This is a genomic window from Streptomyces sp. NPDC045956 (genome assembly GCF_056430705.1).
The window spans coordinates 395,130-420,365 of sequence record NZ_JBWKKZ010000004.1 but is presented as its reverse complement, the minus strand read 5'-3'; the positions used below and the strand labels follow the sequence as shown (position 1 = coordinate 420,365).

Genomic DNA, 25,236 nt, shown 5'->3' with positions numbered 1-25,236 from the left:
GCGCTGCCCGCCCCCGTAGCAGTCCGATCCGCCCTCCCCCGGCCGGTCCAGTATGGCGGCCTACGGTCCGATTTTGTACGGTGCCGGGCGCGCGGCCGGCCCGAGCCGGGCTGTGGCGCGCAGGATGTGTTTGGGCGGCAGCTGCCAGCGCAGACGTGCGGGGATCGCGCGCAGCAGGGTGCCGGTGACACGCAGCCGCCGGGTGACGGTGCCGGGTGCGGGGGCCGGTCTGCCGTAGAGCTCGTGGGCGTACGGCGGTAGGGAGTCGTACGCCAGATGTGCCACCCGGCGCCACAGCAGCTCGCGTGCCGGGACCAGGAGGGGGTGTGTGGGCGGGCGGAGCAGGAAGTCGTCCACCTCGCGCGCCTCCGGCCCCGCGGCCAGCTCGGGCCGCACGCGCGCGAAGTAGGCGGCCAGCTCGGCCCGGTTCCCCGGCACGGTTTCGGGGTCGAGGCCCACCAGACGGGCGCTGTGCCGGTGTTCGGCGAGGTAGCGGTCGGCGTGGGCGTCCGTGAGCGGGAATCCGGAGCGGCGCAGGACGTGGAGGTAGGAGCCGATCTCGGCGCAGTGCACCCACAGCAGCAGCGCGGGTTCGTCGACGCCGTACCGCTCGCCGGTGGCGGGGTCCGTGGCCCCGAGCCTGCGGTGGATCTTCCGTACCCGGGCGCCGGCCCGCTCCGCGGCGTCGGTGGTGCCGTACGTCGTGGTGCCGACGAAGCTCGCGGTGCGCATCAGCCGGCCCCAGGCGTCGCGCCGGAAGTCACTGTTCTGCATGACGCCGCGCACCGCGCGCGGATGCAGGGCCTGGAGGTACAGGGCGCGGATGCCGGCGATCCACATCATCGGGTCGCCGTGTGCCTGCCAGGTTACCGAGTGAGGGCCGAACAGCCCCGGATCACCGGTCGTCCGCGTCGCCGTCATACCGGCAGGCTAACGCGCCGCGCCCGGCGGCCACAGGGGCTCGGGCCGCGGGGCCCCATGCCGCCTCAGCGCAGGGTGTCGAGGAACTCTCCGCAGGCCCGGGCGCAGTCCCGGCACACCTGGGCGGCCTCCTCCGCCCCGGGGTGCCCGTCGAAGACGTGCGCGGTCTCCAGGCACACCTGCCGGCACCACTCGAGCTGGACGCGTATGGCGGCCTCGTCCACCTGGTTCTGCTCGGACAGCACCCGGCAGGTCGCGTCGCAGACCTCCGCGCACATGATGCCCTTGCGCCGTACGAGCTCCTGGTTCTCGGTCCCGTCCGGGTCCACGAGGCTCGCCCGCAGCGCGCACGCCCTGGCGCACTCGGTACACGCCTGTGCACAAGCGAAACGGTCCTCCAGGAAGCGGAACAGTTCCTGCTGGGAAGTCGTCGTCGATGTCACACCGCGCGGGTTGCCGTTGCGCTCGCCGCCAAACCGTCGGGCCGGCGCCGCCCCTCGCCGGCGGTGCAGGAGAGTGCCGCTGAGCAGGTTGGTCACGCGGAGCCGGGGGTACCCGCGCTCCATGACCAACGCATGGATGGACCTGGCCGTGAGCTCTGCCGGGATCGGCATCGGCATCGGTGTCGCGGCCGTCGTGGTGGTGGGCCTGCTGATCGGCGCGTTCGCGTTCGGCAGCCGGCAGAAGCGCAAGGAGTCGCCGCCGCCGCTCCCGGAGGAGCAGCCCCGTATGCCCGCGGACGGGCCCGTTCGGGAGACCCGGGAGCGCCGGGAGCCCGACGAGATGCCGCAGAGCGACGAGCGGACGCTGCCGCACGACCTCGGGCACCAGGGCAGCCGTACCGCCTCCGGGCAGGAGCGGCCCCGCTGGGACGAGGGCACCGGCGGTTCCTTCGGGAGCGGCGGCCCGGGCGGACGCTGACCCCCGAGGTGCCGTGACCGCACGTGGCCGCGCGGGTGGGCCCGGACCGGGATGACTCCGGTCCGGGCCCACTGCCGTGTCCGCGGACGGGTCGGGCACGGTGCCGACCGGCACGGGTCGCCGCCCCCGCGGACGCGCTCACCGTTTCCTCCGCGCCCCGTCGGCCGGACAGTCCTCGCCGGAGCGGCCCGCGAGCCGGCCGCCGGGTTGTTCCACCGTCACCTGCGCGGTCCCGAGTGTCGGGTCCTGGCGCATCCGGGCGACGGCGACCGTGCAGGCCAGCTGGTCGACGGCCAGGTCGCTGAGGCCCGCGGCGTCCTCGGGGAGCTGGACGCTCACCGCCGCTCCGTCGGTCCGGATGGTGGGCGCCACCGTGGAAGGCGGCAGTTCGGTCGTCAGCCCGTTCCTCCGCTCCTCGGCGTCCGGCCCCCGGAACAGCATGAGCACCGTGCTGCCGAGGTCGGCCCCCGCGCCGGGCACCGCACGGGGAGCCGTGGTCAACGCTCCGTCGACGACGAAGTACAGCGGGACCACTGTGGCGGGAGCGGGCTCGGGCCAGGTCTGCGACGGGCTGGGGTCGGGGCCCGGATCGAGGACCCCGGTCGCGGGTTCGCCCGCCTCGACCACACCGGTGGCGGGGATGCCGCAGGCCGAGAGCGGGAGCAGCGCCGCGAGCAGCAGCGGGAGCAGGCGGCGGGCGCTCGCCTCGGTGCGGCCGTACGCCCGCGCGGGGACCGGGGCCGGCGGTCTCACGGGCGGTCCCCCCTCGCGGAGTGCGTCGTCGGCTCCCGTGCGCCGTCCGGGCGCAGGGGGAGGACGACGGTGAAGACGGCGCCGCCCTGCGGCTGGTTGGCCGCGCGGACGGTGCCGCCGTGCAGGCGCACGTTCTCCTGGGCGATGGCCAGGCCGAGGCCGCTGCCCTCGCTGCGGGTCCGGGCGCTGTCCGACTTGTAGAACCGGTCGAAGACGTGCGGCAGGACCTCGCCGGGGATACCGTCCCCGCCGTCGGCGACCGTCACGACCGCCCGCCGTCCGGCACGGGGGCCGGCCTCCTCCCGCAGGCGCAGCCGGACGGGGGGCGCCCCGTGGCGGAGGGCGTTGGCGACGAGGTTCGCGACGACGACGTCGAGACGGCGCGGGTCCACCCGGCCCCGCAGCGCGCCCGGTTCCGGGAGGTCGGTCTCCACGGTGTCCTGCCAGCCGCGGGAGGCGAGCGTGCGCCGTACGGACTCGGCGAGGTCGATCTCGTCCAGGTGCAGGGCGGCCGCGCCCGCGTCGAACCGGGAGATCTCCATCAGGTCGTCCACCAGGCCCGCCAGTTTCGTGGTCTCCTCGCTGATCAGGCGTACGGCCATGGCGGTGTCGCCGTCCAGGCCGGCCGCGTCCTCGTCCAGCACGTCCGTCACCGCCGACATCGCCGCGAGCGGGGTGCGCAGTTCGTGGGAGACGTCCGCGGCGAAGCGCCGGGCACCGGCCTCCATGCGCCGCAGTTCGGCCACCGAGCCCTCCAGGGCGGCGGCCGTCTCGTTGAAGGTGCGGGACAGATCGGCGAGTTCGTCGGAGCCCTGCACCGTGAGCCGGGTGTCCAGTCGGCCCTCCGCGATGCTGCGGGTGGCCCGCCGCAGGGCCCGTACGGGCCGCAGCACCCCGCGGGCGGCCAGCAGGGCGAGCAGGACGGCCAGGGCGAGTGCGGGCACGGTGGCCCGTTCGACGGCGGCGACCAGCGCGTCGACGTACCCCTGTTCCTCCTGCTGCGGCACGGTCAGGTAGACCTCCAGCCCGGAGACCGGCTGCGCGGTGCGGTACGGGCCCGCGAAGGTGACCGGCGTGCCGACGACGAGCGCGGAGCGGCCGTCCCGCGACACCCGCTGGAACACCGTGGCCCTGCGGGTGCGTACGGACTCGCGCATCGCCGGGGACAGTTCGCGGAAGGCGTCCCCGGACATGGACGTCGCGCTCGCCTCCCCGTAGGCCACCAGGATCCGCCAGGTCTGGGAGCGCCCGCCGCGCGACACGTCGGCGGCGAACGACCGCAGGTCGGACTCCTCGGGCGGGAAACGGTAGTTGGGGACGAGGGTGTCGACGCGGTGCCGGAAGTCCTCGATCACCGTGTCCTGGCTCTGCTGGAGGAGCCGGGTGCGGGCCTCGCGGAAGGTCAGCGCTCCGGTGGTCACCGTCGCCACGACCGCGACGAGGGTGAAGGCCACCACCAGCCGCACGCGCAGCCCGGTCAGGGCGCGCGCCACCCGGGGCACTCTCACCGGGTCCCGAACCGGTAGCCGAAGCCGCGCACGGTGTGCACGTAGCGCGGCCGGCCCGCGGGCTCGCCGATCTTGGAGCGCAGGCGTTTCACACAGGCGTCCACGAGGCGCGCGTCCCCGTGGTAGTTGTGCTCCCACACGGCCTCCAGGAGCTGCTGGCGGCTGAAGACCTGCCCGGCCGAGGCGGACAGGGTCAGCAGCAGCCGCAGTTCGGAGGGGCCGAGGGCGACGGGCCGCCCCTGGTGGGTGACGGTGAGGCCGGCGCGGTCGATGACCAGGTCGCCGTGGTGCTCGGTACGGGGCGTGCCGTGGTCGTCCGGGCCGCCGCCCACGCGGCGCAGCACCGCGCGGATGCGTGCGTCCAGTACGCGGGCACGGACCGGTTTCACGACGTAGTCGTCCGCTCCGGCCTCCAGTCCGACGACGATGTCGGTGTCGTCGCCGCGGGCCGTGGCCATGATGATCGGCACCTGGTGGCCGGCGCGTATCCGGCGGCACACCTCCAGCCCGGGCATGCCCGGCAGCATCAGGTCGAGGATCACGGCGTCGGGCCGGAACGACCGCAGGCACTCCAGCCCGTCCTCGCCGGTCGCGGCCGCGGCGACCTCGTGGCCCTGCCGGCGCAGGGCCAGCCGCACGCCCTCCCGGACGGCGCGGTCGTCTTCGATGATCAGGACCCGTGGCATGGATCTCAGTATGCGTATGAACGTGCGAACACCGGCGCTCGGGGCACGGCTGTTACACAGCGGTCCAACAGCGGTCCCCGCCCGATCACAAGGCGGCGCCACTCTGCGTGATCATGAACGCGCACCGATCGTCGCCCTCGCCCGCCTCCGAGAGGGACCGCCGACGCCGCGGCGGGGGCCGCTCCCGCCGCCGTCGGGGCGGACCGCCGCTGCTTCGGGCCGGGCTCGTGGCGGGTGCCGTACTGCTCGGCGCCGGGGGGCTGGCCCTGAGGGAGCCGACGGAGCCGTCCGGCCGCTCGGCCGATGCCACCGGGCGGCCGACGGCCTCCGAGCCCCCTGTCTCGCGCGAGGCCGTCGAGACGGACGGGTCGCGCGAGGAGGGGCGGACCGCGGAGGACCGGCAGCCGGTCGAGGTCGCGGAGGACGGGAAGGAGACGGCGACCGGCTCGGACGCCGGTGCGATCCCGTCGGCGGGACCCGGGACGTTCACCACCGCGTCGGGCGGCGGTGCCCGGGTCGGGGGGCGTGAGCGGACGCTGACCTACGTGGTCCAGGTCGAGGACGGCATCGGGATTCCGGCGGGGGACGTCGCGACCGAGGTCGAGCGCGTCCTCGCCGACGAACGGGGCTGGACGGCCGACGGGAAGGTGGGATTCCGGCGGGTGGCCGGCGGCGCCTCGGACTTCCGGGTGCGCCTGGCCACGGCCGGGACGGTGGACGAGATCTGCGGCCGGTACGGTCTCGACACCGGCGGTGAGGTCAACTGCAACGTGGGACAGGACGTCATGGTCAACCTCAAGCGGTGGCTGCTGGCGACCCAGTACTACGCGGACGACGTGACGTCCTACCGGGCCCTCGTCGTCAACCACGAGGTGGGGCACTTCCTCGGCCACGGCCATGTGGGCTGCCCCGGAGCGGGACGGCCGGCGCCCGTGATGATGCAGCAGATCAAGGGGCTGCACGGCTGCCGCACCAACGTCTGGCCCTACGACGCCGAGGGCCGCCTCGTCACCGGGCCCGCCCTGGGCTGACCGGCCCGGCCGGTGTCCTCCGGGCGCACGCTCGCGCCGTCGCGCCGGGCCGGGGGGTCACGGGCGCCGGTCCGGTGCGGCCGTCGCGCAGTCCGGGTTGTGGCAGGTGCCGCGGCGCCAGACCGGGACGTAGATCCCGAGGGTCTTGTGCCGGGAGACCTCCGCGGGGACGGTGTGCCCGCAGGACGGGCAGACGTCCTCGCGCTCCGATGTGACCTGCGCTGTCTTCGTTCGCTCGGTGTGGTGGCTCATGATGCTCACGTCCGCGGCACGATAGAAGGGCTTTGGTGGGTTTTTGCCCGTTTTTGGTGTACGTATGCCCGCGGGAGCGGTCCGCCGTCGTGCCGCCGCCTCACGGCGCGTCCCGGTCGCCCCGCGGTGCGGTGAGTGTCTCCTCCCCGTCGTCGTCACCGGCGCTCTCCGCCGGCGCGTCCGCCGGACGTCGCAGGCTCAGGAGCACGGACCCCGCGAGCACCACCACGATCACCGCCAGGCTCACCGGCGACGGGATCTCCGGCACGGAGGGGCTGACCAGCTTGTGCGTCGCCTGGAGGATGAGCTTGAGGCCGATGAAGCCCAGGATGATCGCCAGGCCCTTGCTGAGGTAGTGGAAGCGGTCCAGCAGCCCGGAGAGCATGAAGTACAGGGCCCGCAGCCCGAGGATGGCGAAGGCGTTGCTGGTGTAGACGATGAAGGCGTCGTCGCTGACGGCGAGCACGGCCGGCACGCTGTCGACGGCGAAGATCAGGTCGGCGGCCTCGATGGCGGCGACGACGGCGAGCAGCGGCGTCGCCACGTGCTTGCCCGCCTCCTTCACGAAGAACTTCGGGCCCGCGTAGGTGTCCCGGACGGGGATCACCTTGCGCAGCAGCCGGACGGCGAGGCTCCGGCCGGGGTCGAAGCTCTCCTCCTCGCCCTTGAGGATCTTGTAGACGCTGTAGAAGAGAACGGCGGCGAAGACGTACAGGACGGCGGTGAACCGGCTGACCACGGCCACACCGGCGGCGAGGAAGAGGCCGCGGAACACCAGGGCGCCGATGACGCCGAAGAACAGGACCCGGTGCTGGTAGGCACGGGGCACCTTGAAGTAGGCGAAGATCAGGGCGAAGACGAAGAGGTTGTCGACGGAGAGGCTCTTCTCCAGCAGCCACGCGGTCGTGTACTCGGTGCCCGCCGTGCCGCCGAGCACGAGGAAGACGACCGCGCCGAAGACCAGGGCGAGTCCGACCCACAGTCCGCTCCAGGCCGCCGCTTCCTTGAAGCCGATGACGTGGGCGCGGCGGTGGGCCAGCAGGTCGACGGCGAGCGACACGACCACGGTCGCGGCGAAGACCGCCCAGAGCCAGAACGGCACATCCAACATGCGGGCCTCGCAGTGGCTTGCGGAGAGACGGCCCCCTACACCCGAGTGTGCACCACCTCGCGGGTCCTCACCGGTCGTCGGTCGCGGGGGCGCGGCGCGGCGCCGGGGACGTCGCCTTGTCGGCCTCGGCCGCGTCGGCGAGTGCCTGGGCGGCGGCTTCCGCGGCCTGCGCGGCGTCGTTGGCGGCCTGGTCGGCGCCGTCGTCGGAGCGGGTCTCGCGGGTGGCGGGCGACTGGGGCAGCGCTTCGGTGAAGGCCCGGGACACGCCCTGAAGGGCGGAGGTGACCTCGCTGGGGATGACCCAGAAGGTGCTGCCCGAGCCCTGCGCGAGCTGCGGCAGCACCTGGAGGTACTGGTAGGCGAGGAGCTTGGGGTCGGGGTCGTTGCGGTGCACGGCCTGGAAGACCTCGTCGATGGCCCGGGACTGACCCTCCGCCTTGAGGATCTCGGCGGTGCGGTTTCCCTCCGCACGCAGGACCGCGGCCTGCTTGTCGCCCTCGGCGGTGAGGATCTGCGACTGGCGCTGCCCTTCCGCGCCGAGGATCGCGGCCCGCTTGTCCCGCTCGGCACGCATCTGCTTCTGCATCGCGTCCTTGATGGACTGCGGGGGGTCGATGGCCTTGATCTCCACCCGGTTCACCCGCAGCCCCCATTTCCCGGTGGCTTCGTCGAGTACGCCGCGCAGTTGGCTGTTGATGGTGTCCCGTGACGTGAGCGTCTTCTCCAGGTCCATGGACCCGACGACGTTGCGCAGGGTGGTGACGGTGAGCTGCTCGACCGCCTGGAGGAAGTTGGCGATCTCGTAGAAGGCCGCGCGCGGGTCCGTCACCTGGAAATACAGCACGGTGTCGATCTCGACGACCAGGTTGTCCTCGGTGATCACGGGTTGCGGCTTGAAGGAGACGACCTGCTCCCGCAGGTCGATCACCGGATACACGCGGTCGATGTACGGGATGACGAGGCTCAGCCCGGGTTTCAGGGTGCGGTGGTAGCGGCCGAGCCGTTCGACGTTGCGGGCGCGGGCCTGGGGCACGATGCGTACCGCGCGCACCACGGTGAATACCGCGAGGAGGGCGACGATCACACCTGCGACGAGGAACGCCGAGACTTCCATGGTCACTCCCGGGGGTGGACGAGGGCGGTGCTGCCGCTGATCTCCAGGACGTCGACGGTCGCCCCTGGGGGGATCACGAGCGTCTCGTCGTAGGAACGGGCCGACCACTCCTCCCCGCCGATGCGGACCCTGCCCTCCCTGCCCTCCCTGCCCGTCACCTCCGTCACGACGTAGGCGGCCCGGCCGACGAGTGCGTCCACGCCGAACCGCTCCGTCTGGGGCTGGAGGAGGTGGCGCAGGGCGACGGGGCGCACGAAGAGGACGGTGACCGTGGCGACGAGGGTGAACACCACGAACTGGAGGGGCCCGGACAGTCCGGCAGCGGCGGCCGCGGCCGTGATCAGCGCGGCCGCTCCCAGCATGCCGAGCGCGGCGGTGAGGGTGAAGATCTCGGCCACGATCAGAACCGACGCGACGATCAGCCAGATCAGCCACGGATCCATGGCGACCCCCCTCCGTGACGGTGCGGGTACGCCTGGCAGGACGCCTACTTTAAAGCGATTTTACCTGTCTTTCCGGAGAAGAGAACCCTTCCGGACCGCGGTCACGGCCCGGCCCGGCCGCCGGGTGGCGCGGTGCTGGCGCGGACGATCAGCGCCGGCTCGACGGAGGCGGGGTCGGGTGCCGCGGCCGGGTCCGCGATGTGCCGCATCAGGTGGGCGACCGCCAGGGCTCCCATCTCGGCGAAGGGCTGGGCCACCGTGGTCAGTGAGGGCGAGCAGTACTCGGCCAGCGCGATGTCGTCCACTCCCACGACGGAGACGTCCTCCGGGACTCCGCGGCCCAGTTCGTGCAGGGCGCGGATCACCCCGAAGGCCATCTCGTCGCTCGCCACGAACACCGCGGTGGCGTCGGGGATGCTGCCCAGGATCAGCCCGTTCCGGTAGCCGGAGGCGGGGGTCCAGTCGCCCTCCAGCACCGGGGGCACGGGCCGTCCGGCCGACTCCAGCGTGGCGCGCCACCCGGCCCGGCGGCCGGCGGCGTCGAGCCACTCCCCGGGCCCCGACACGTGCCACACGGTCTCGTGGCCCAGGTCGATCAGGTGACGTGTGGCCAGCCGCGCCACGAGGGTCTGGTCGACGGCGACGACCTCCGTGGCCGGGGTCCTCGACCCGTCGACGGTGACGGTGGGCACGGAGCGGGTGAGCTGCTCGATCCGCGGGCTCACACGGACCAGCGGGACCGACAGGATGACACCCTCGACGCCCTGCTCCGCCAGCCGCGACAGCGCCCCCTCGATCGCCTCCGTGTCCAGCGAGGCGGTGGTCGCGGTGCTGACCGTGTAACCGGCGCCGCGGGCGGCGGTCTCGATGCCGAACGTCAGGTTCGTACGCGAGGAGAACGTGGTCTGCAGGGTCACGACCCCGATCGTGCGGCTGCGCCCCGACGACAGCGTCCGCGCCGCGTTGTTCCTGCGGTAGCCGAGTTGCTCGACGGCGGCGAGCACCTTGGCGCGGGTCCTCTGCTGCACGTGGGGGTGGCCGGCCAGGGTGCGGGAGACCGTCTGCGCGGAGACCCCCGCCAGCCGGGCGACGTCGGTCATCCCGGGCTGCCGCCCGTCGCCGTCGCCGGCGGTCCGCCGCGCCGCGGGCTCGCCCGCTCCCTGTGCTTCCGATGACATCGCTCGCCTCTCCGGAGAACCAGGGGCCGGCCGTGTCGCGGCGGTCGGCGGCCCCGCGGGAAGTCTAGCCAGGCGAGGTAGCACCGGCATCGACGACGCCGTCTGCCACGCAGACGTGCCGGCCGTCCCCCACCTCGGGCGACGGGATCGCTCAAGTCGGTTGTGCCGGAGGCCTGTTGTGGCAGAATCCGCCGGCATGACTCCGTCGGTCGTGTGGTCCTGCGTCTCCGGTCGCCGTCTGTTCGCCGTCCTGCTGGTGCTCCTCGTGGCGGCCGGTTCCGCCCCGGGCGACGCCCGCGCCGCGTCGGGGCCGGGCGTGCCCGGAGCCGCGGCCACGCCCGACGGGGCCCGCTACGACGTGACCCTGCGCTCCGACGCCGACGGCGGCCACTGGACCGGGCGGCAGCGGGTGTCCTTCCGCAACGCCTCCGACCGGCCGCTGCGCGAGGTGTACCTGCGCCTGTGGGGGAACGGCGAGGACGGGTGCGGAGGGCCGGGCGCGCTTTCGCCCGTCACGGTGTCGCACGTACGGGGCGGTACACCCGCCGCTCACTCCGTGCGCTGCACGGCTCTGCGGATCGACCTGCCCGAGCCGCTCGCCCGAGGTGACCGGACGTCCGTCACCTTCGACCTCTCCCTCACGGTGCCCGAGCGCAACGCCCGCTTCGGACGGGAGGGTGCCCACCGCTTCCTCGGCAACGCGCTGCCGGTCCTCGCCGTGCACGACGCGAAGGGGTGGCACCTCGACCCGTACACGGCCGTCGGTGAGAGCTTCTACGCCCTGACGAGCGACTTCCGGGTCCGGCTCGACCACCCGTCGGCCCTGAAGGTGCCCGCCACCGGTGTGCCCCGGACCCGGCCCGGCGCCCCCGGCCGGGTCGTGACGCACAGCGTCGCCCAGCGGGTGCGGGACTTCGCGTGGGCCGCGGGCCCGTTCCGCACGGCGACGGACACCACGCCCGGGGGCGTGCGTGTGAGGTCGTACTGGGCGGCCGGCACACCCGATGCGGGTGTCCGCCTGAACCGGACGGAGGCCGCCGCCGCGCTCGACCGGTTCGGCCGGGAGTTCGGCCGCTATCCGTACGGGGAGATCGACCTCGTGATGACCGGCGGGTTCGGTGGCGGCATGGAGTACCCCGGCCTGGTCCTCCTCGGCACCGCGGAGGAGGGCAGCGCCGTCGTCCACGAGGTGGCGCACCAGTGGTGGTACGGGATCGTCGGCAACGACGAGTACGCCTCGCCGTGGCTCGACGAGAGCTTCGCCCAGTACGCCAACGCGCGCTTCTACGGCTGGGACACCCGTGACTGCTGGTCCGAGGTCCACTGGCCCGACGACAGCACCGAACTCACCGCTTCGATGGAGTACTGGTCGCGGCACCGGAGCGAGTACCACCTCGTGTACACGGCCGGTCCCTGCGCCCTGGCGGACCTGGAACGGACCCTGGGCGCCCGCACCATGGCCCGCCTGCTCGAACGCTACGCCCGGGACCACTGGTTCGGCGTCTCCACCACCGCCGACTTCAAGGCCGCCGCCGAGTCCCTGACGGACCAGGACCTCGGCCCGTTCTGGGAGAGTCATCGCATCAGGTGAGGAGACGGGCGGCCGGGTCAGCGCACGACGTGGAACTCGTTCCCACCGGCGTCGAGGAACTCGCCGGGCGCCCGGTCGCCCTGGGTGACCTCCGGCCGCAGTCTGTTCCGCGCCGTCTTCCGCGCCGCGGGCGGCCCCATCACCAGCGAGACGGTACTGGTGGGAGTGCGCCGCAACCGGACCCCCCGGTCCCCGGATTCGGTCGGCCGCCAGCCGGCCCGGGTCTGCCAGAAGGCCGACTGCGCGCGGAGATCCTCCTCGGCGACGTCGAGGCAGACCGCGACGAGGCCGGAGTCGGCGAGCACGCCGGGGTGGCCGGGCCGCAGCACGCAGAACTCGTTGCCCTCCGGGTCGGCCGGCACGTCCCACGGGACGCCGCCCTGACCGATGTCGGCCCGTGTCGCGCCGAGCGCCAGCAACCGCGCCACCTCCGCCTCCCAGTCCGGTCCGCCGGCCAGATCGAGGTGGAGCCGGTTCTTGTGCGCCGTCTTCGGCTCCGTGACCGGCTCGAAGCGCAACCGGAGGCCGCCCGTGCGGCCCCGCGTCGCGTCCCGCCAGAAGCGTTCCATGCCCGCCGTGTCCCGTGCGTCGATGACGATCCCGGTCAGCATCCCGTCCCCGTTCCCCGTGCCGTCGTGACTGCCGGGACCATGGTGCGGTGCGCGTCGCCGCTCGGCGCCGCCGGAACGCCGGCTCGTCCGGTCTCAGTCCACCACCAGCACCACCTCCAGTGTCCGCGGCCCGTGGACGCCCTCGACCCGGTCGAGTTCGATGTCGCTGGTGGCGGACGGCCCGGAGATCCAGGTGGCCGGCCGGGTGGGGTCGAGGCGTGGCAGGGCCTGCGGCAGGGAGGCGACCACCTGACCGGGTGCGTCGACGACGCAGATGTGCAGGTCCGGAACGAGGGTGAGGGCGCGGCGGCCCTGCCCCGGTCCGGCGTCGAGGACGACGGTGCCGGTCTCCGCGACGGCGAGGGCGCAGCCGGTGACCACGGCGTCGGCGGAGTCCAGTTCGGCGGGGGTCAGGGGGACGTCGTCCGGCCGTCGCCGGGCGTCGGACGCGGACAGCCAGTCCTCGGGCAGGCCCGGGGGCACGACGACGGTACGGGCGCCGTGTCCGGCGAGGAGGCGGCCGATGAGCGCCGGCAGCTCGCGCCGGGTACTGCGGTGCACGCCGGCCCGGTAGTCGGCGAGGTTCTCGTGGAGCAGGTCGAGCACCGCGGCCGGGTCGTCCGGGGTGTGGCTCACCCGGTAGTCGCGCGTGACCTCGGGGGCTTCGGGCGCGTCGGCGAGGGCCCGGCGTACTCGGCCGAGGACGCGGTCGCGGGAGGAGGACTCGGACGTCATGCGCGGTTCTTCTTCCACCAGTCACGGAAGGGTTCGGCCGGCAGCTCCGGCAGATCCCTGCTGTCGGTCCACTGGCGCGCCCCGGGTCCGGGGAGCCGATCGGGGTGCAGCCTGCGGGTTCTGGAGGCGAGGCGTTCGCCGGCGGTCAGCGCGGCGGGGTGGTCCAGGAGCCAGGTCGCCGCCCTCATCGCGGCCCGTTCCAGGCGGTGCCCCTTGCCGCCCTGGTCGGCGACCTTCTCCCGGAGGTGGACGAGGACTTCGGGGATGTCGATGGCGACGGGGCAGACCTCGTAGCAGGCGCCGCACAGGGAGGAGGCGTAGGGCAGGGAGGCGTCGATGTCGCTGGTGGTGCCGCGGAGCTGGGGGGTGAGGATGGCGCCGATGGGGCCGGGGTAGACGGAGCCGTAGGCGTGGCCGCCGGCGCGTTCGTAGACGGGGCAGACGTTCAGGCAGGCCGAGCAGCGGATGCAGCGCAGGGCCTGGCGGCCGATGTCGTCGGCGAGGGTGTCGGTGCGGCCGTTGTCCAGCAGGACCAGGTGGAAGGTTCGGGGGCCGTCGCCGTCGGTGGTGCCGGTCCACATCGACGTGTAGGGGTTCATGCGCTCGGCGGTCGAGGAGCGGGGCAGGAGCTGGAGGAAGACCTCCAGGTCGCGGAAGGTGGGGATGACCTTCTCGATGCCGACCACGGAGATGAGGGTCTCGGGCAGGGTCAGGCACATCCGGCCGTTGCCCTCGGACTCGACGACGACCAGGGTGCCGGTCTCGGCGACCATGAAGTTGGCGCCGGAGATGCCGACCTCGGCCCGCAGGAACTTCTCGCGCAGGTGCAGGCGGGCGGCCTCGGCGAGGTCGGCGGGGGTGTCGGTCATGGTGGCGGGTGCGGGCCGGCCCCAGGCGCTCATCTCGGCGTGGAAGATGTCCCGGATCTCGGCGCGGTTGCGGTGGATGGCGGGGACCAGGATGTGTGAGGGCCGGTCCCGGCCGAGCTGGACGATCAGTTCGGCCAGGTCGGTCTCGTAGGCGCGGATGCCGGCGGCTTCCAGGGCTTCGTTGAGGCCGGTCTCCTGGGTGGCCATGGACTTGACCTTGACGACCTCGCTCTCGCCGGTCTCCTGGACGAGGCGGGTGACGATGGCGTTGGCCTCGGCGGCGTCGGCGGCCCAGTGCACCGTCCCGCCGGCCGCGGTGACGGCTGCCTCGGCCTGTTCCAGGTAGCGGTCCAGGTGGCGCAGGGTGTGGTCCTTGATGCGTTTGCCGGCCTCCCGCAGAGCGGGCCAGTCGTCGAGTTCGGCGACCGCGCGGGCCCGTTTGCCGCGGATGGTGTGCGTGGCGTGGCGCAGGTTGCCCCGCAGCGTCGTGTCCCGCACGGCCTCCCGCGCCGCCTCGGGGAAGGACGGCATCCCCAGATACGTCCCGCTCATGGCATGGGCTCCTCTTCCGTGCTCGCGAGGATCTCCGCGAGGTGCAGTGTCCGCTGCGGGGCGTCCTGGCGGCGCAGCATTCCGCCGAGGTGCATCAGGCACGAGTTGTCGGCTCCGCACAGCACGTCCGCCCCGGTGGACAGGGCGTTGCGGATCTTGTCGTGGCCCATCGCCGCCGACACGTCGGCGTTCTTCACGGCGAAGGTGCCGCCGAAGCCGCAGCACTCCTCCGCCCCCGGCAGCTCGACCAGCTCCAGCCCCTCGACCGCCTCCAGCAGCCGCCGCGGCCGGTCGCCCAGGCCCAGGCTCCGCAGCCCGTGGCACGAGGGGTGGTAGGTGACGGTGTGCGGGAAGTACGCGCCCACGTCCGTCACCCCGAGCACGTCGACGAGGAACTCCGTCAGCTCGTACACGTGCGGTACGAGGGAGGCGGCGGCGTCCGAGAGGCCCCGGCCCCGGCCCTCGGCCAGCGCCCCGGCGCCGATCCGGGGGTAGTTGTCGCGGACCATGGCGACACAGGAGCCGGAGGGGGTGACGACGTGGTCGTAGCCCTCGAAGGCGCGGGCCGTGCGGCGCACCAGGGGTTCGGTGGCGCGCCGGTACCCGGTGTTGTACTGCGGCTGCCCGCAGCAGGTCTGGGCGGCCGGGAAGTCCACCTCGACACCGAGGCGTTCGAGCACCTTGACGGTGGCGATGGCGGTGGACGGGTGGAGGGCGTCGTTGACGCAGGTGGCGAAGAGGGCTACGCGCATGGCGGTTCCGTTCGGGCGGGGGTGAGCCTGGCGGCCGCCGCGTCCCAGGCGGCGCCGTCGCCCCGCGGGCTGTAGCGCCTGAGGTGCTGGGTGGCGGCGACGAGCCGGCGCATGTCGGCCAGGTCGGCCACCAGTCCGGCGGACCGGGCCTGGACGAGGATGTTGCCCAGGGCGGTGGCCTCGGTGGGCCCGGCGATGACGGGCAGCCCGGTGGCGTCGGCGGTGAGCCGGCAGAGCAGGTCGTTGCGCGAGCCACCGCCCACCAGGTGGATGTGGGTGAGGTCGCGGCCGGCGAGTTCGGCCGCCTGCCGCAGGGTGCGGCGGTGGGCCAGGGCCAGGCTCTCCAGGATGCAGCGGACGACGGCACCCTGACTCTCGGGGACCTGCTGGCCGGTGCGACGGCAGTACTCCCGGACGCGCTCCGGCATGTCGCCCGGGGCGAGGAACACCGGATCGTCCGGGTCGACGAGCGCGGCGAACGCCGTGGACCGGGCGGCCTCGGCGAGGAGCACGGGGATGCGGATGGGCAGTCCCTGTGCCTCCCAGGTGCGCCGGCACTCCTCCAGGAGCCACATGCCCATGATGTTGCGGAGGTAGCGGACGGTGCCGTCCACGCCCAGCTCGTTGGTGAAGTTCGCGGCCCGGGACGCCTCGGTCAGCACCGGGGCGTCCAGTTCGAGGCCGGCCAGCGACCAGGTGCCGCAGGAGATGTAGGCGAAGTGCGGTGCGGTGGCCGGGACGGCGGCGACGGCGGAGGCGGTGTCGTGCGAGGCGACGGTGACGACCGGGGTGGCCGCGTCGAGACCGGTGTGGGCGGCGACGTGGGGCAGCAGGGTGCCGGCCGGGTCGCCGGGGTGGCGCAGGGGCGGGAGCAGCCCGGGGTCGAGGGAGAGCCGGTCCATGAGCGGCGCGGACCAGGTGCGGGTGCGGGCGTCGAAGAGGCCGGTGGTGGAGGCGTTGGTCGCTTCCGCGCCGACGGTTCCGGTGAGCCAGTGGACCAGCAGGTCCGGTATGAGCAGCAGGGTGCGGGCGGTGCCGAGCTGACTGGTGCCGGCGGCCGAGGCGAGCTGGAAGACGGTGTTGAACGGCAGGTGTTGAAGCCCGGTGGTGCGGTACAGCTCCTCCGGCCCGACGCGGGGCCAGACCCGCCGCGCCGCGTCGTCGGTGCGGCCGTCCCGGTAGTGGTACGGGGTGCCGAGCAGGACGCCGTCGGCGTCGAGGAGCCCGTAGTCCACGGCCCAGGTGTCCACGCCGACGGAGGCGACCGAGCCGGCCCGGGCGGCCTCCCGCAGTCCGTCGAGGGTGCCCTGGAAGAGCGCGAGCACGTTCCAGTGCAGTCCGTCGGGCAGGCGGACCGGGGTGTTCGGGAACCGGTGGACCTCGGTCAGGTCGAGGTGGTCCGGCCCGACCCGGCCGAGGATGACCCGTCCGCTGGTGGCCCCGAGGTCGACCGCGGCGAACGCCGAGGGGAAGGCCGAGGAGGCCGGGGTGGTGGTCACGTGCTGGTACCTCCGCTGTACGCGGCGAGGAAGGGAGGGGCGACGGGGACGACGCCGTGGGCGGCGACGTCTCGGGGGGGGTGTCAGGGGGCGCGCCGGAGGGTGACCGGCACCTGCGCCGGGGCGCACGCGGTACGGAGCGCAGCGCGCCCCGCCGGCTCCGGGGGGGCTTCCGGCGAGGCCCCGACGCCGCCGTGCGTGTCGCGGCGGCATCGGGGCGGGGTCTTCTCCTCAGCGCAGGAAGGCCGCGGCGACGCCCGCGTCCACCGGGACGTGCAGCCCGGTGGTGTGGGTGAGGTCGCCCCCGGTGAGGGCGAACACCGCGTTCGCCACGTGCTCGGGCAGCACCTCGCGCTTGAGCAGGGTGCGCCGGGCGTAGAACTCGCCCAGCTTCTCCTCCTCCACGCCGTACACGGCGGCCCGCTGGGCGCCCCAGCCGCCGGCGAAGATGCCGGAGCCGCGGACGACCCCGTCGGGGTTCACGCCGTTGACGCGGATGCCGTGCTCGCCCAGTTCGGCCGCCAGCAGCCGCACCTGATGGGCCTGGTCGGCCTTGGTCGCCCCGTAGGCGATGTTGTTGGGGCCCGCGAAGACACCGTTCTTGGAAGCGATGTAGACGATGTCGCCGCCGAGCCTCTGGGCGGTCATCACCCGGGCTGCCTCCCGGGAGACGAGGAAGGAGCCGCGGGCCATGATGGCGTGCTGGAGGTCCCAGTCCGCGGCCGTGGTCTCCAGCAGCGGCTTGGAGATGGAGATGCCGGCGTTGTTGACGACCAGGTCGACGCCGCCGAAGGCGAGCACGGCCTCGGCGAACGCGGCGGCGATCTGCTCCTCGCTGGTGACGTCCACCGTCACGGCGACGGCCCGGTCAGGACCGCCGAGTTCCTCGGCGACGGCGGCGGCGCCGGGGCCGTCGAGGTCGGCGACCACGACGCAGGCGCCCTCGGCGACGAGCCGGTGGGCGATGGCCCTGCCGATGCCCGAGCCGGCGCCGGTGACCAGTGCGACCCGGGTGGCGAGCGGCTTGGGCGCCGGCATCCGGCGCAGCTTGGCCTCCTCCAGCTCCCAGTACTCGATGCGGAACTTCTCCGACTCCTCGATGGGGCTGTAGGTGGAGACGGCCTCGGCGCCCCGCATCACGTTGATCGCGTTGACGTAGAACTCCCCGGCGACCCGGGCCGTCTGCTTGTCCATGCCGAAGGAGAACATGCCGACGCCCGGCACCAGGACGATCGCGGGGTCGGCGCCGCGCATCGCGGGCGAGCCGGGGACGGCGTGCCGCTCGTAGTAGGCCCGGTACTCCGCCCGGTACTCGGTGTGCAGCTCCGCCAGCCGGGCGACCGCCCGCTCCAGTGGGGCGCCCGGGGGCAGGTCCAGGACCAGCGGGCGGACCTTGGTGCGCAGGAAGTGGTCGGGGCAGGACGTGCCCAGTGCCGCGAGGCGGGGGTGCTCGGCGCGGGAGAGGAAGTCCAGCACCGCCTCCGAGTCCGTGAAGTGTCCGACCTGCGGCAGGTCGGCGGAGGCGAGGGCGCGGACGTACGGGGCGAGGGCGACGGCACGGGCGCGCCGTTCGACGTCGGGCAGCGGCTCGTAGCCCTCCCGCACCGGCCCGAACGGCTCGGGGCGGCCCTTTTCGGCGAGGAACGCCTCGGCGGTGCGGATGATGTGCAGCGAGTTGGCCTCGCACTCCTCGGAGGTGGCGCCCCACGCGGTCACGCCGTGGCCGCCGAGGACGCAGCCGACGGCCTGCGGGTTGGCCGCCTTGATCGCGGCGATGTCCAGGCCCAGCTGGAAACCGGGGCGCCGCCACGGGACCCACACCACCCGGTCGCCGAAGCACTCCGCGGTCAGCTTCTCGCCGTCGGCCGCGCAGGCCAGCGCGATCCCGGAGTCGGGGTGCAGGTGGTCCACGTGGGCCGCGTCGACCAGGCCGTGCATGGCGGTGTCGATGGAGGGCGCGGCGCCGCCCTTGCCGTGCAGGCAGTAGTCGAACGCGGCGACCATCTCGTCCTCGCGCTCGACGCCCGGGTAGACGTCCTTCAGGGCGTGCAGCCGGTCGAGCCGCAGCGCGGCCAGTCCCTCCGCCCTGAGCGTGCCCAGATCGCCGCCGGAGCCCTTCACCCACAGCAGTTCCAGCTCTCCGCCGGTGACGGGGTCGGTGGCGGTGCCCTTGGCGGAGGTGTTGCCGCCCGCGTAGTTGGTGTTGCGCGGGTCCGCGCCGAGCCGGTGCGAGCGCGCCAGGAGCCCGGCGACTTCGGGGTGGATGGCGGAGGCCATGATGATCTTTCCTTCGGGAGGGGGTGACGAGGGAGGGTGCCCGGGACCACGCGCGGCGGTCACGCGCCCCAGCCGGCCTGCTCGCCGCCGACGCGGTCGGCGACGATCCGCTCCTGCCAGCCGCTGGCGCGGTAGGCGGCGATCGGGTCGGGGTGCAGGCCCTTCTCCTCACGGATCTCCGCCAGCAGCGGGCGGACGTCGGTGTCGTACGCGTCCATGAGGACGGCGTTGGCGGCCAGGACGTCGCCGTCCGCCTGGGCCGCGGCCAGTGCCTCGGCGTCGATCAGCAGGGCCTTGGCGGTCGCCTCCTGCACGTTCATCACGGAGCGGATGATCGCCGGGATCTTGGCCTCGATGTTGTGGCACTGGTCGAGCATGAAGGCCACGCCGGCGGCGGGGGCCAGGCCACCGTTCTTGATCACCTCGTGCAGGATGCGGAAGAGCTGGAAGGGGTCCGCGGCGCCGACCATCAGGTCGTCGTCGGCGTAGAAGCGGGAGTTGAAGTCGAACCCGCCGAGCCTGCCCTCGCGCAGCAGCACCGCCACGATGAACTCGATGTTGGTGCCGGGCGCGTGATGCCCGGTGTCCACCACGACCTGTGCCTTCTCACCGAGCTTCAGGCAGTGCGCGTAGGCCGTGCCCCAGTCGGGGACGTCGGTCGTGTAGAAGGCGGGCTCGAAGAACTTGTACTCCAGGAGCATCCGCTGGTCCTCGCCGAGCCGCTCGTAGACGGCCTGGAGGGCCTCCGCGAGCCGGTCCTGGCGGGCCGTGATGTCGTCCTGGCCTGGATAGTTGGTGCCGTCGGCGAACCACAGCTTGAGGTCGCGGGAGCCGGTGGCGTCCATGATGTCGACGCACTCCATGAGGTGGGCGAGCGCCTTGCGCCGCACCGCGGCGTCCGGGTGGCAGACGCTGCCGAGCTTGTAGGAGTCGTCCTGGAAGACGTTGGCGTTGACGGCGCCCAGTTCCAGCCCTCGGTCCTCGGCGTGCGCGGCCAGGGCGGCGTAGTCGTCCACCTTGTCCCAGGGGATGTGGAGAGCCACCCGGGGGGTGATGCCGGTGAACTCGTGCACCTTGGCCGCGTCGTCCAGCTTCTCGTGCGGTGTCCGCGGCACACCGGGCTGCGCGAAGACCTTGAAACGCGTTCCGGAGTTGCCGTAGCCCCAGGAAGGCGTCTCGACCCGCTGGTCGGCGAGTGCGGTTCTCACGGCAGTGATGTCAGGCATGTCCACCTCTGGATGCGCAAGCTGCCCCGTCACGGGACTTGGACGGCCCGTCGAGTGAATCGATTCAGGCTGACGCCGAAGCTAGCTCGTACCCCACCTCCCGTCAAGGGTTCGAGCACGGCTCGACCCGCCTGCTGCCTGCCCTCTCACGCATACACCGGACGACCGCAAGGGCTCCGCACCCTTGACGTCCCGGACGGGCTGAAGCTAGCTTCCCGGCAACCCCGTTGAAACATTTCACAACAGGGTTTCCGCTCGGCAGACGTACGGGAGACCACCCATGACCCCATCCGAACCGGAGACCCCTCCGGTGCTCGCACTGGAGGGAGTGAGCAAGTCCTTCGGTGCCGTCCGAGCCCTGCGTGACGTGTCACTGCGCCTGTACGCGGGCGAGGCCCACGCCCTGGCGGGCGAGAACGGCGCCGGCAAGTCCACCCTGATCAAGACGCTGGCGGGCGTGCACCGTCCGGACACCGGCACGGTCCTCCTCGACGGCCGGCCGGTGGAGTTCCACGGTCCGGCGGACGCCCGCGACGCGGGAATCGCCGTGATCTACCAGGAGCCGACGCTCTTCCCCGACCTGTCTGTCGCGGAGAACATCTTCATCGGACGGCAGCCCCGCCGTTCCCTGGGCAGGGTGGACCACCGCTCCGTCAAGGCGGCCGCGGCCGAACTCTTCACCCGCCTCGGGGTGGCCCTCGACCCGGACCGGCCGGCCCGCGGCCTGTCCATCGCCGACCAGCAACTGGTGGAGATCGCCAAGGCGCTGTCCTTCGACGCCCGTGTGCTGATCATGGACGAGCCGACGGCGGCGCTCACGGGCAGCGAGGTGGCCCGGCTGTTCGGCGTGGTCGAGGCGCTGCGCGAGGAGGGTGCGGCGGTGCTGTTCATCTCGCACCGCCTGGAGGAGATCTTCGAGCTGTGCGGGCGGGTCACCACCCTGCGGGACGGTGCCCGGATCGCCAGTGAGCCGCTCTCCGACCTCGACGAGGACGCTCTGGTGCGCCGGATGGTCGGCCGCGATCTCGAGGAGCTGTACCCCAAGCAGGAGACCCGGGTCGGCGAGGTCGCCCTCGCCGTGCGCCGGCTGACGCGTGAGGGCGTGTTCACCGACGTCTCCTTCGACGTCCGGCGCGGAGAGATCGTCGGTCTCGCCGGGCTGGTCGGGGCGGGCCGCAGCGAGGTGGCCCGGGCCGTGTTCGGAGTCGACGGGTTCGACGGCGGCGAGGTCGAGGTGCTCGGCCGGAAGCTGCCTCCGGGGGCTCCGAGCCTGGCCATGGCCGCCGGTGTGGCCCTGGTGCCCGAGGACCGCCGCGCCCAGGGCCTGGTGATGGACATGTCCATCGAGCGGAACATCGGGCTCACCGGATTCGCCGCCACCTCCCGGGCCGGGCTGATGAACCGGCGGGCCGAGCGGAGCCGCGCCGTCGACTGGGCGACGAAGCTCCAGGTGAAGTACGCCCGTCCGGCCGACGTGGTGGGCACCCTGTCGGGCGGCAACCAGCAGAAGGTCGTCCTGGCCAAGTGGCTCGCCACGGCTCCTCAGGTGCTCATCGTGGACGAGCCGACCCGCGGCATCGACGTGGGGACCAAGGCGGAGGTGCACCGTCTGCTGTCCTCGCTCGCCGCCGACGGCGTGGCCGTGCTGATGATCTCGTCCGACCTGCCGGAGATCCTCGGCATGGCCGACCGGGTCCTGGTGATGCACGAGGGCCGCCTGACCGCGGAGATCCCCAGGGCGGAAGCGACCGAGGAGACCGTGATGGCAGCCGCCACCGGCCGCACTGACCGTGGGAGGGAGGCGGCATGACCACCACCGTCGAACCGGTGCGGCGGGAGGCCGCGCCGGAGTCCGCCGCCGCACGGCGGCTCGTGGACCGGATGTTCAAGGCCCGCGAACTGGCCGTGATCGTCGTACTGGTGGTGATGCTCGGCGCCACCCAGCTGTCCAACTCCGCGTTCCTCTCGGAGCAGGGCATCAGGGACCTCCTGCTGAACGCGACCATCCTCGTGCTGGTCGCGACCGGCCAGGCGATGGTCGTCATCACCCGCAACGTCGACCTGTCGGTCGGCTCGGTGCTGGGCATCTCCGCCTTCGCCGCGGGCCTCTGCCTCAAGGACGGCGGGCACCCACTGGTCGCCGTCCTGCTGGCCGTCGCGCTCGGCGCGCTGTTCGGTGTGGTCAACGGGGCGCTGGTGAGCCTCGGCAAGGTACCCGCCCTGGTGGTGACCCTGGGCACCCTGTACGTCATCCGCGGCATCGACTCCCTCTGGGTCGGCTCCCGGCAGATCACCGCGAGCGCCCTGCCCGACGGGTTCACGGCCTTCGGCAGCGAAGGCATCTCCGTGGTGCCCCACCTCGCGCTGCTCACGCTGGCCGTCCTGGTCGTCGTGGCCTACTACCTCCGCAGCTACCGCAGCGGACGCGACATGTACGCCCTGGGGTCCAACCCGGAGGCGGCCCGCCTCGCCGGCATCCCGATCCGGACCCGCGTCATGACGGCCTACGTGGTCTGCGGGGCACTCGCCGGACTCGCCGGTGCCCTCTACCTCGCCCGGTTCGGCAACGTGGACTCCAACACCGGCAACGGGTACGAACTCGTCGTGGTGAGCGCCGTGGTCGTCGGCGGCGTCGCCTTCACCGGCGGCTCGGGCACCGTGTACGGCGCCGCGCTCGGCGCGGTCCTGCTCACCTCCGTCAACGGTGTGCTTCCCGCCCTCGGCGTGAGTTCGGTCTGGGTCACCGCCATCAACGGCTGCCTGCTGCTGCTCGCCATCGCCGTCGACCGGATCCTGGCGCTCCGGGTCTCCGGAGCCCTGCGCAAGAAGGCCGCACGGACGAGGAGTGCCCGCCATGCCTGACATCACCGCCAAGTCGCCCGTGCTCTCCCGCCTCGGCGGCGCGGTGCGCTGGGACACCTCGGTCGGCGCTCTGCTGGTCGTCCTGCTGATCTGCTCGTTCTCCTTCGTCGAGAACTTCGGCAACGCCCTGAACCTGTCGTTCCTCATCGGCAACACCCTGCCCATCGCCCTCATCGCCCTGCCGATGGCGATGCTCGTGGTCTCCGGCGAGGTGGACCTCTCGGTGGCCTCCACCGCCGGTCTCTCCAGTGCGGTGATGGGCGCGTTGTGGAACGCCGGGATGGCGATCGAGACGATCATCCCGCTCTGCGTTCTGCTGGGCCTGGTCTGCGGCCTCGTCAACGGCCTGCTGGTCACCCGGCTCGGGCTGCCCTCGCTGGCGGTCACGATCGGCACGCTGGGCGCCTACCGGGGCATCGCGCAGATCGTCCTCGGTTCCGACTCCGTGACCGACTTCCCGGCGCGGTACCTGGACTTCGGTGCGGGCCGGTTCGGGGACACCTTCCTCCCGTACGCGGTGGTGCCCTTCGTCGTCCTGCTGGCCATCGCGGTCGTCGTGCTGCACGCCACGCGCTTCGGGCGCTCGCTGTTCGCCATCGGCTCCTCCGAGGAGGCCGCCCGCTTCGCCGGTGTCCGGGTGAAGCGGCTCAAGCTGGCCATGTTCGCGACCACGGGGGTCGTCTCGGCACTCACCGGCGTCTTCTGGACCCTGCACTACGCCAGTGCCCGCTACGACAACGCCACCGGGCTCGAACTGTCCGTGATCGCCGCGGTGCTGCTGGGCGGCATCGACTTCGACGGCGGCAGGGGCACGCTCGGCGGCGCCGTCGCCGGTGTGTTCCTGCTCGGCACGATGCAGAACGTGATGAGCCTGTCGAACGTCACCGCCCAGTCCCAGACCGTGGCGACCGGCGTCCTGCTGGTGGTCTCCGTCCTGGCTCCGCGGATCGGCCGGCGGATCTCCGAGGCCCGCGCCCGGGCGAGAGGGGCCGCTCCCCCGCCGGTGGCGGCCCCGAGCCCGTAGACCCTGACCCCGGTTCACCTCCGGACCGGCCGCCGGCGCGGCCGGTCCCCCCGCCCCTCCCCCTTCCGTCCAGGCAAAGGACCGTCACATGTTCGGCACCACCACCGGATCGCGCCGCCTGACCCTCGTACTGGCCACCGTCACCGCCCTCGCCCTGGGGGCCACCGCCTGCGGCGGCACCACCAAGGACGACGCCGCGAAGGAGAGCGGCAGCGCGGCCGCCGGTACGGCCGACCCCAAGGCCGAGACCAAGAAGGGCCTCACGGTCGCCTTCCTGCCCAAGCAGGTCAACAACCCCTACTTCACCACCGCCGACAAGGGCGGCGAGGAGGCGCTGCGGGAACTGGGCTCCGAGTACAAGGAGGTCGGCACCAGCAGCGGCACCGACACCGCCGGCCAGGTCAGCTACGTCAACACGCTGACCCAGCAGCAGGTCGACGCCATGGCCGTCTCCGCGCAGGACCCCGGCGCCCTGTGCACCGCCCTCAAACAGGCCATGCGGGGCGGTGTCAGCGTCGTCACCTACGACTCCGACACCAACAAGGACTGCCGCCAGGTGTTCGTCTCCCCCGCCTCGGCCGAGGACCTCGGGCGCACCCAGGTGGAGCTGCTGGCCGAGCAGATCGGCGGCAAGGGCGAGATCGCGATCCTGTCCGCGGCGCAGACCGCGACGAACCAGAACGCCTGGATCGACGTCATGAAGAAGGAGTTGAAGAAGCCCGCCCACAAGGACATCAAGCTCGTCGAGGTCGCCTACGGGGACGACGACGCGCAGAAGTCCTTCCAGCAGACCCAGGGTCTGCTCCAGGAGTACCCGAACCTGAAGGGCATCATCTCCCCCACCACCGTGGGCATCAAGGCCGCCGCCCAGTACCTGTCCGGGTCCAAGTACAAGGGCAGGGTGAAGCTCACCGGGCTCGGCACCCCCAACGACATGCGCGCCTACGTCAAGAACGGCACCGTCGAGCAGTTCGAGCTGTGGGAGCCCGCCAAGCTCGGTGCCCTCGCCGCCCGCGCCGCCGTCGCGCTCGAGTCCGGCCAGATCACCGGCAAGGAGGGCGAGACCTTCGCCGCCGGCGACCTCGGCACGATGACCATCGGCGCGGACGGAGTGGTCTCCCCGGGTGAGCCGACCGTCTTCGACAAGGCCAACGTCGACGAGTACGACTTCTGATCCGCAGGACAGCCGTGGGGGACCCGGAAACGGCGGGGGCCCACAGACGGAAAAAAGGGGGGTCGATGCAACACATCTTTTTTTTTTTTCAAGTCCCCGCCCTGATGGGGGCCAAACACCCCACAACACACCCGGACATTTGGGTA

The 25,236-nt window shown here is 72.8% G+C and carries 24 protein-coding genes; 7 read left to right on the top strand and 17 right to left on the bottom strand.

The features are described 5' to 3' along the window. Positions 1 to 60: 60 nt before the first annotated feature. Together AC07FV_RS14110 and AC07FV_RS14105 are read right to left on the bottom strand one after the other, a co-directional pair. Entirely contained in the window at positions 61 to 921 is an 861-nt protein-coding gene (locus AC07FV_RS14110; protein WP_479087202.1) for an oxygenase MpaB family protein, read from the bottom strand. Positions 922 to 986: 65 nt separating this feature from the next. After that, on the bottom strand, positions 987 to 1,364 hold the full coding sequence (locus tag AC07FV_RS14105) for a four-helix bundle copper-binding protein (RefSeq protein WP_479087371.1): 378 nt from the start codon (positions 1,362 to 1,364) through the stop codon (positions 987 to 989). 121 nt (positions 1,365 to 1,485) lie between these two features. Here AC07FV_RS14105 and AC07FV_RS14100 point away from each other — a divergent pair, with 121 nt between their 5' ends. Next, positions 1,486 to 1,842 carry a DUF6479 family protein gene (locus tag AC07FV_RS14100; RefSeq protein ID WP_479087200.1) on the top strand — a complete coding sequence of 119 codons (357 nt, stop codon included), beginning with the start codon at positions 1,486 to 1,488 and terminating at the stop codon, positions 1,840 to 1,842. Between the two features lie 138 nt (positions 1,843 to 1,980). Here AC07FV_RS14100 and AC07FV_RS14095 read toward each other — a convergent pair whose 3' ends face one another. Genes AC07FV_RS14095 through AC07FV_RS14085 form a run of 3 tightly spaced genes read right to left on the bottom strand, consistent with a single transcriptional unit; the run spans position 1,981 to position 4,789 of the window. Beyond that, complete coding sequence (locus AC07FV_RS14095; protein ID WP_479087198.1) at positions 1,981 to 2,595, bottom strand: hypothetical protein; 615 nt, start codon at positions 2,593 to 2,595, stop codon at positions 1,981 to 1,983. Next, a complete protein-coding gene (locus AC07FV_RS14090) occupies positions 2,592 to 4,088 on the bottom strand; it encodes an ATP-binding protein (protein WP_479087197.1) in 1,497 nt (498 codons plus the stop codon). The genes AC07FV_RS14095 and AC07FV_RS14090 overlap by 4 nt, the downstream gene beginning before the upstream one ends. Positions 4,089 to 4,099: 11 nt before the next feature. Next, a complete protein-coding gene (locus AC07FV_RS14085; RefSeq protein WP_479087195.1) occupies positions 4,100 to 4,789 on the bottom strand; it encodes a response regulator in 690 nt (229 codons plus the stop codon). Between the two features lie 113 nt (positions 4,790 to 4,902). On the opposite strand from AC07FV_RS14085, the gene AC07FV_RS14080 reads away from it, so the two are divergent. Next, a complete protein-coding gene (locus AC07FV_RS14080; protein WP_479087193.1) occupies positions 4,903 to 5,820 on the top strand; it encodes a DUF3152 domain-containing protein in 918 nt (305 codons plus the stop codon). 57 nt (positions 5,821 to 5,877) lie between these two features. Here the strand turns inward: AC07FV_RS14080 and AC07FV_RS14075 are convergent, their stop codons facing one another. The 5 genes from AC07FV_RS14075 to AC07FV_RS14055 all read right to left on the bottom strand — a co-directional run bounded on the left by AC07FV_RS14075 (position 5,878) and on the right by AC07FV_RS14055 (position 9,918). Further along, on the bottom strand, positions 5,878 to 6,072 hold the full coding sequence (locus tag AC07FV_RS14075; protein ID WP_383637480.1) for a hypothetical protein: 195 nt from the start codon (positions 6,070 to 6,072) through the stop codon (positions 5,878 to 5,880). 100 nt (positions 6,073 to 6,172) lie between these two features. Beyond that, a complete protein-coding gene (locus AC07FV_RS14070; protein ID WP_479087191.1) occupies positions 6,173 to 7,183 on the bottom strand; it encodes a TerC family protein in 1,011 nt (336 codons plus the stop codon). A gap of 67 nt (positions 7,184 to 7,250) precedes the next feature. Then, positions 7,251 to 8,297 carry an SPFH domain-containing protein gene (locus tag AC07FV_RS14065; RefSeq protein ID WP_479087189.1) on the bottom strand — a complete coding sequence of 349 codons (1,047 nt, stop codon included), beginning with the start codon at positions 8,295 to 8,297 and terminating at the stop codon, positions 7,251 to 7,253. A 2-nt stretch (positions 8,298 to 8,299) separates the two neighbouring features. Then, the gene (locus AC07FV_RS14060; protein WP_479087187.1) at positions 8,300 to 8,740 is read right to left on the bottom strand and encodes an NfeD family protein; all 441 of its coding nucleotides are present in this window, start codon (positions 8,738 to 8,740) and stop codon (positions 8,300 to 8,302) included. 101 nt (positions 8,741 to 8,841) lie between these two features. Next, positions 8,842 to 9,918, bottom strand: a complete 1,077-nt coding sequence (locus tag AC07FV_RS14055) for a LacI family DNA-binding transcriptional regulator (protein WP_479087185.1) — start codon at positions 9,916 to 9,918, stop codon at positions 8,842 to 8,844. 196 nt (positions 9,919 to 10,114) lie between these two features. Between AC07FV_RS14055 and AC07FV_RS14050 the strand changes: the two genes are divergently transcribed. Then, on the top strand, positions 10,115 to 11,509 hold the full coding sequence (locus AC07FV_RS14050; protein ID WP_479087183.1) for a M1 family metallopeptidase: 1,395 nt from the start codon (positions 10,115 to 10,117) through the stop codon (positions 11,507 to 11,509). Between the two features lie 17 nt (positions 11,510 to 11,526). Here AC07FV_RS14050 and AC07FV_RS14045 read toward each other — a convergent pair whose 3' ends face one another. The 7 genes from AC07FV_RS14045 to rhaI all read right to left on the bottom strand — a co-directional run bounded on the left by AC07FV_RS14045 (position 11,527) and on the right by rhaI (position 20,030). Continuing rightward, positions 11,527 to 12,120: a VOC family protein gene (locus AC07FV_RS14045; RefSeq protein ID WP_479087181.1), complete on the bottom strand. Its 594-nt coding sequence runs from the start codon at positions 12,118 to 12,120 to the stop codon at positions 11,527 to 11,529. A gap of 93 nt (positions 12,121 to 12,213) precedes the next feature. Continuing rightward, positions 12,214 to 12,855 carry a LutC/YkgG family protein gene (locus tag AC07FV_RS14040; RefSeq protein WP_479087179.1) on the bottom strand — a complete coding sequence of 214 codons (642 nt, stop codon included), beginning with the start codon at positions 12,853 to 12,855 and terminating at the stop codon, positions 12,214 to 12,216. After that, positions 12,852 to 14,276 carry a LutB/LldF family L-lactate oxidation iron-sulfur protein gene (locus tag AC07FV_RS14035; protein WP_479087177.1) on the bottom strand — a complete coding sequence of 475 codons (1,425 nt, stop codon included), beginning with the start codon at positions 14,274 to 14,276 and terminating at the stop codon, positions 12,852 to 12,854. Before AC07FV_RS14035 ends, AC07FV_RS14040 begins: the two co-directional genes overlap by 4 nt. Then, the gene (locus tag AC07FV_RS14030; RefSeq protein ID WP_479087175.1) at positions 14,273 to 15,028 is read right to left on the bottom strand and encodes a (Fe-S)-binding protein; all 756 of its coding nucleotides are present in this window, start codon (positions 15,026 to 15,028) and stop codon (positions 14,273 to 14,275) included. Before AC07FV_RS14030 ends, AC07FV_RS14035 begins: the two co-directional genes overlap by 4 nt. Beyond that, positions 15,019 to 16,527, bottom strand: coding sequence for a rhamnulokinase (locus AC07FV_RS14025; RefSeq protein ID WP_479087174.1), 1,509 nt, complete (start codon positions 16,525 to 16,527; stop codon positions 15,019 to 15,021). Before AC07FV_RS14025 ends, AC07FV_RS14030 begins: the two co-directional genes overlap by 10 nt. Before the next feature lie 231 nt (positions 16,528 to 16,758). Then, positions 16,759 to 18,804 (bottom strand): bifunctional aldolase/short-chain dehydrogenase, encoded by a 2,046-nt coding sequence (locus AC07FV_RS14020; RefSeq protein WP_479087173.1) that lies wholly within the window; start codon positions 18,802 to 18,804, stop codon positions 16,759 to 16,761. A 59-nt stretch (positions 18,805 to 18,863) separates the two neighbouring features. Further along, on the bottom strand, positions 18,864 to 20,030 hold the full coding sequence (gene rhaI, locus AC07FV_RS14015) for an L-rhamnose isomerase (protein ID WP_479087171.1): 1,167 nt from the start codon (positions 20,028 to 20,030) through the stop codon (positions 18,864 to 18,866). 280 nt (positions 20,031 to 20,310) lie between these two features. Here rhaI and AC07FV_RS14010 point away from each other — a divergent pair, with 280 nt between their 5' ends. The 4 genes from AC07FV_RS14010 to rhaS all read left to right on the top strand — a co-directional run bounded on the left by AC07FV_RS14010 (position 20,311) and on the right by rhaS (position 25,090). After that, positions 20,311 to 21,840 (top strand): sugar ABC transporter ATP-binding protein, encoded by a 1,530-nt coding sequence (locus AC07FV_RS14010; RefSeq protein WP_479087169.1) that lies wholly within the window; start codon positions 20,311 to 20,313, stop codon positions 21,838 to 21,840. Next, a complete protein-coding gene (locus AC07FV_RS14005) occupies positions 21,837 to 22,892 on the top strand; it encodes an ABC transporter permease (RefSeq protein ID WP_479087168.1) in 1,056 nt (351 codons plus the stop codon). Before AC07FV_RS14010 ends, AC07FV_RS14005 begins: the two co-directional genes overlap by 4 nt. Continuing rightward, on the top strand, positions 22,885 to 23,916 hold the full coding sequence (locus AC07FV_RS14000) for an ABC transporter permease (protein ID WP_479087166.1): 1,032 nt from the start codon (positions 22,885 to 22,887) through the stop codon (positions 23,914 to 23,916). Before AC07FV_RS14005 ends, AC07FV_RS14000 begins: the two co-directional genes overlap by 8 nt. 88 nt (positions 23,917 to 24,004) lie before the next feature. Further along, positions 24,005 to 25,090, top strand: coding sequence for a rhamnose ABC transporter substrate-binding protein (rhaS, locus tag AC07FV_RS13995; RefSeq protein WP_479087164.1), 1,086 nt, complete (start codon positions 24,005 to 24,007; stop codon positions 25,088 to 25,090). Positions 25,091 to 25,236 lie beyond the last annotated feature (146 nt).

Coding starts and splice junctions, on each gene's coding strand:
- rhaS (WP_479087164.1), top strand. CDS start 24,005: ATGTTCGGCACCACCACCGGATCGCGCCGCCTGACCCTCGTACTGGCC.
- AC07FV_RS14060 (WP_479087187.1), bottom strand. CDS start 8,740: ATGGATCCGTGGCTGATCTGGCTGATCGTCGCGTCGGTTCTGATCGTG.
- AC07FV_RS14055 (WP_479087185.1), bottom strand. CDS start 9,918: ATGTCATCGGAAGCACAGGGAGCGGGCGAGCCCGCGGCGCGGCGGACC.
- AC07FV_RS14045 (WP_479087181.1), bottom strand. CDS start 12,120: ATGCTGACCGGGATCGTCATCGACGCACGGGACACGGCGGGCATGGAA.
- AC07FV_RS14040 (WP_479087179.1), bottom strand. CDS start 12,855: ATGACGTCCGAGTCCTCCTCCCGCGACCGCGTCCTCGGCCGAGTACGC.
- AC07FV_RS14050 (WP_479087183.1), top strand. CDS start 10,115: ATGACTCCGTCGGTCGTGTGGTCCTGCGTCTCCGGTCGCCGTCTGTTC.
- AC07FV_RS14035 (WP_479087177.1), bottom strand. CDS start 14,276: ATGAGCGGGACGTATCTGGGGATGCCGTCCTTCCCCGAGGCGGCGCGG.
- AC07FV_RS14075 (WP_383637480.1), bottom strand. CDS start 6,072: ATGAGCCACCACACCGAGCGAACGAAGACAGCGCAGGTCACATCGGAG.
- AC07FV_RS14010 (WP_479087169.1), top strand. CDS start 20,311: ATGACCCCATCCGAACCGGAGACCCCTCCGGTGCTCGCACTGGAGGGA.
- AC07FV_RS14020 (WP_479087173.1), bottom strand. CDS start 18,804: ATGGCCTCCGCCATCCACCCCGAAGTCGCCGGGCTCCTGGCGCGCTCG.
- AC07FV_RS14030 (WP_479087175.1), bottom strand. CDS start 15,028: ATGCGCGTAGCCCTCTTCGCCACCTGCGTCAACGACGCCCTCCACCCG.
- AC07FV_RS14080 (WP_479087193.1), top strand. CDS start 4,903: ATGAACGCGCACCGATCGTCGCCCTCGCCCGCCTCCGAGAGGGACCGC.
- AC07FV_RS14085 (WP_479087195.1), bottom strand. CDS start 4,789: ATGCCACGGGTCCTGATCATCGAAGACGACCGCGCCGTCCGGGAGGGC.
- rhaI (WP_479087171.1), bottom strand. CDS start 20,030: ATGCCTGACATCACTGCCGTGAGAACCGCACTCGCCGACCAGCGGGTC.
- AC07FV_RS14065 (WP_479087189.1), bottom strand. CDS start 8,297: ATGGAAGTCTCGGCGTTCCTCGTCGCAGGTGTGATCGTCGCCCTCCTC.
- AC07FV_RS14070 (WP_479087191.1), bottom strand. CDS start 7,183: ATGTTGGATGTGCCGTTCTGGCTCTGGGCGGTCTTCGCCGCGACCGTG.
- AC07FV_RS14000 (WP_479087166.1), top strand. CDS start 22,885: ATGCCTGACATCACCGCCAAGTCGCCCGTGCTCTCCCGCCTCGGCGGC.
- AC07FV_RS14110 (WP_479087202.1), bottom strand. CDS start 921: ATGACGGCGACGCGGACGACCGGTGATCCGGGGCTGTTCGGCCCTCAC.
- AC07FV_RS14100 (WP_479087200.1), top strand. CDS start 1,486: ATGACCAACGCATGGATGGACCTGGCCGTGAGCTCTGCCGGGATCGGC.
- AC07FV_RS14005 (WP_479087168.1), top strand. CDS start 21,837: ATGACCACCACCGTCGAACCGGTGCGGCGGGAGGCCGCGCCGGAGTCC.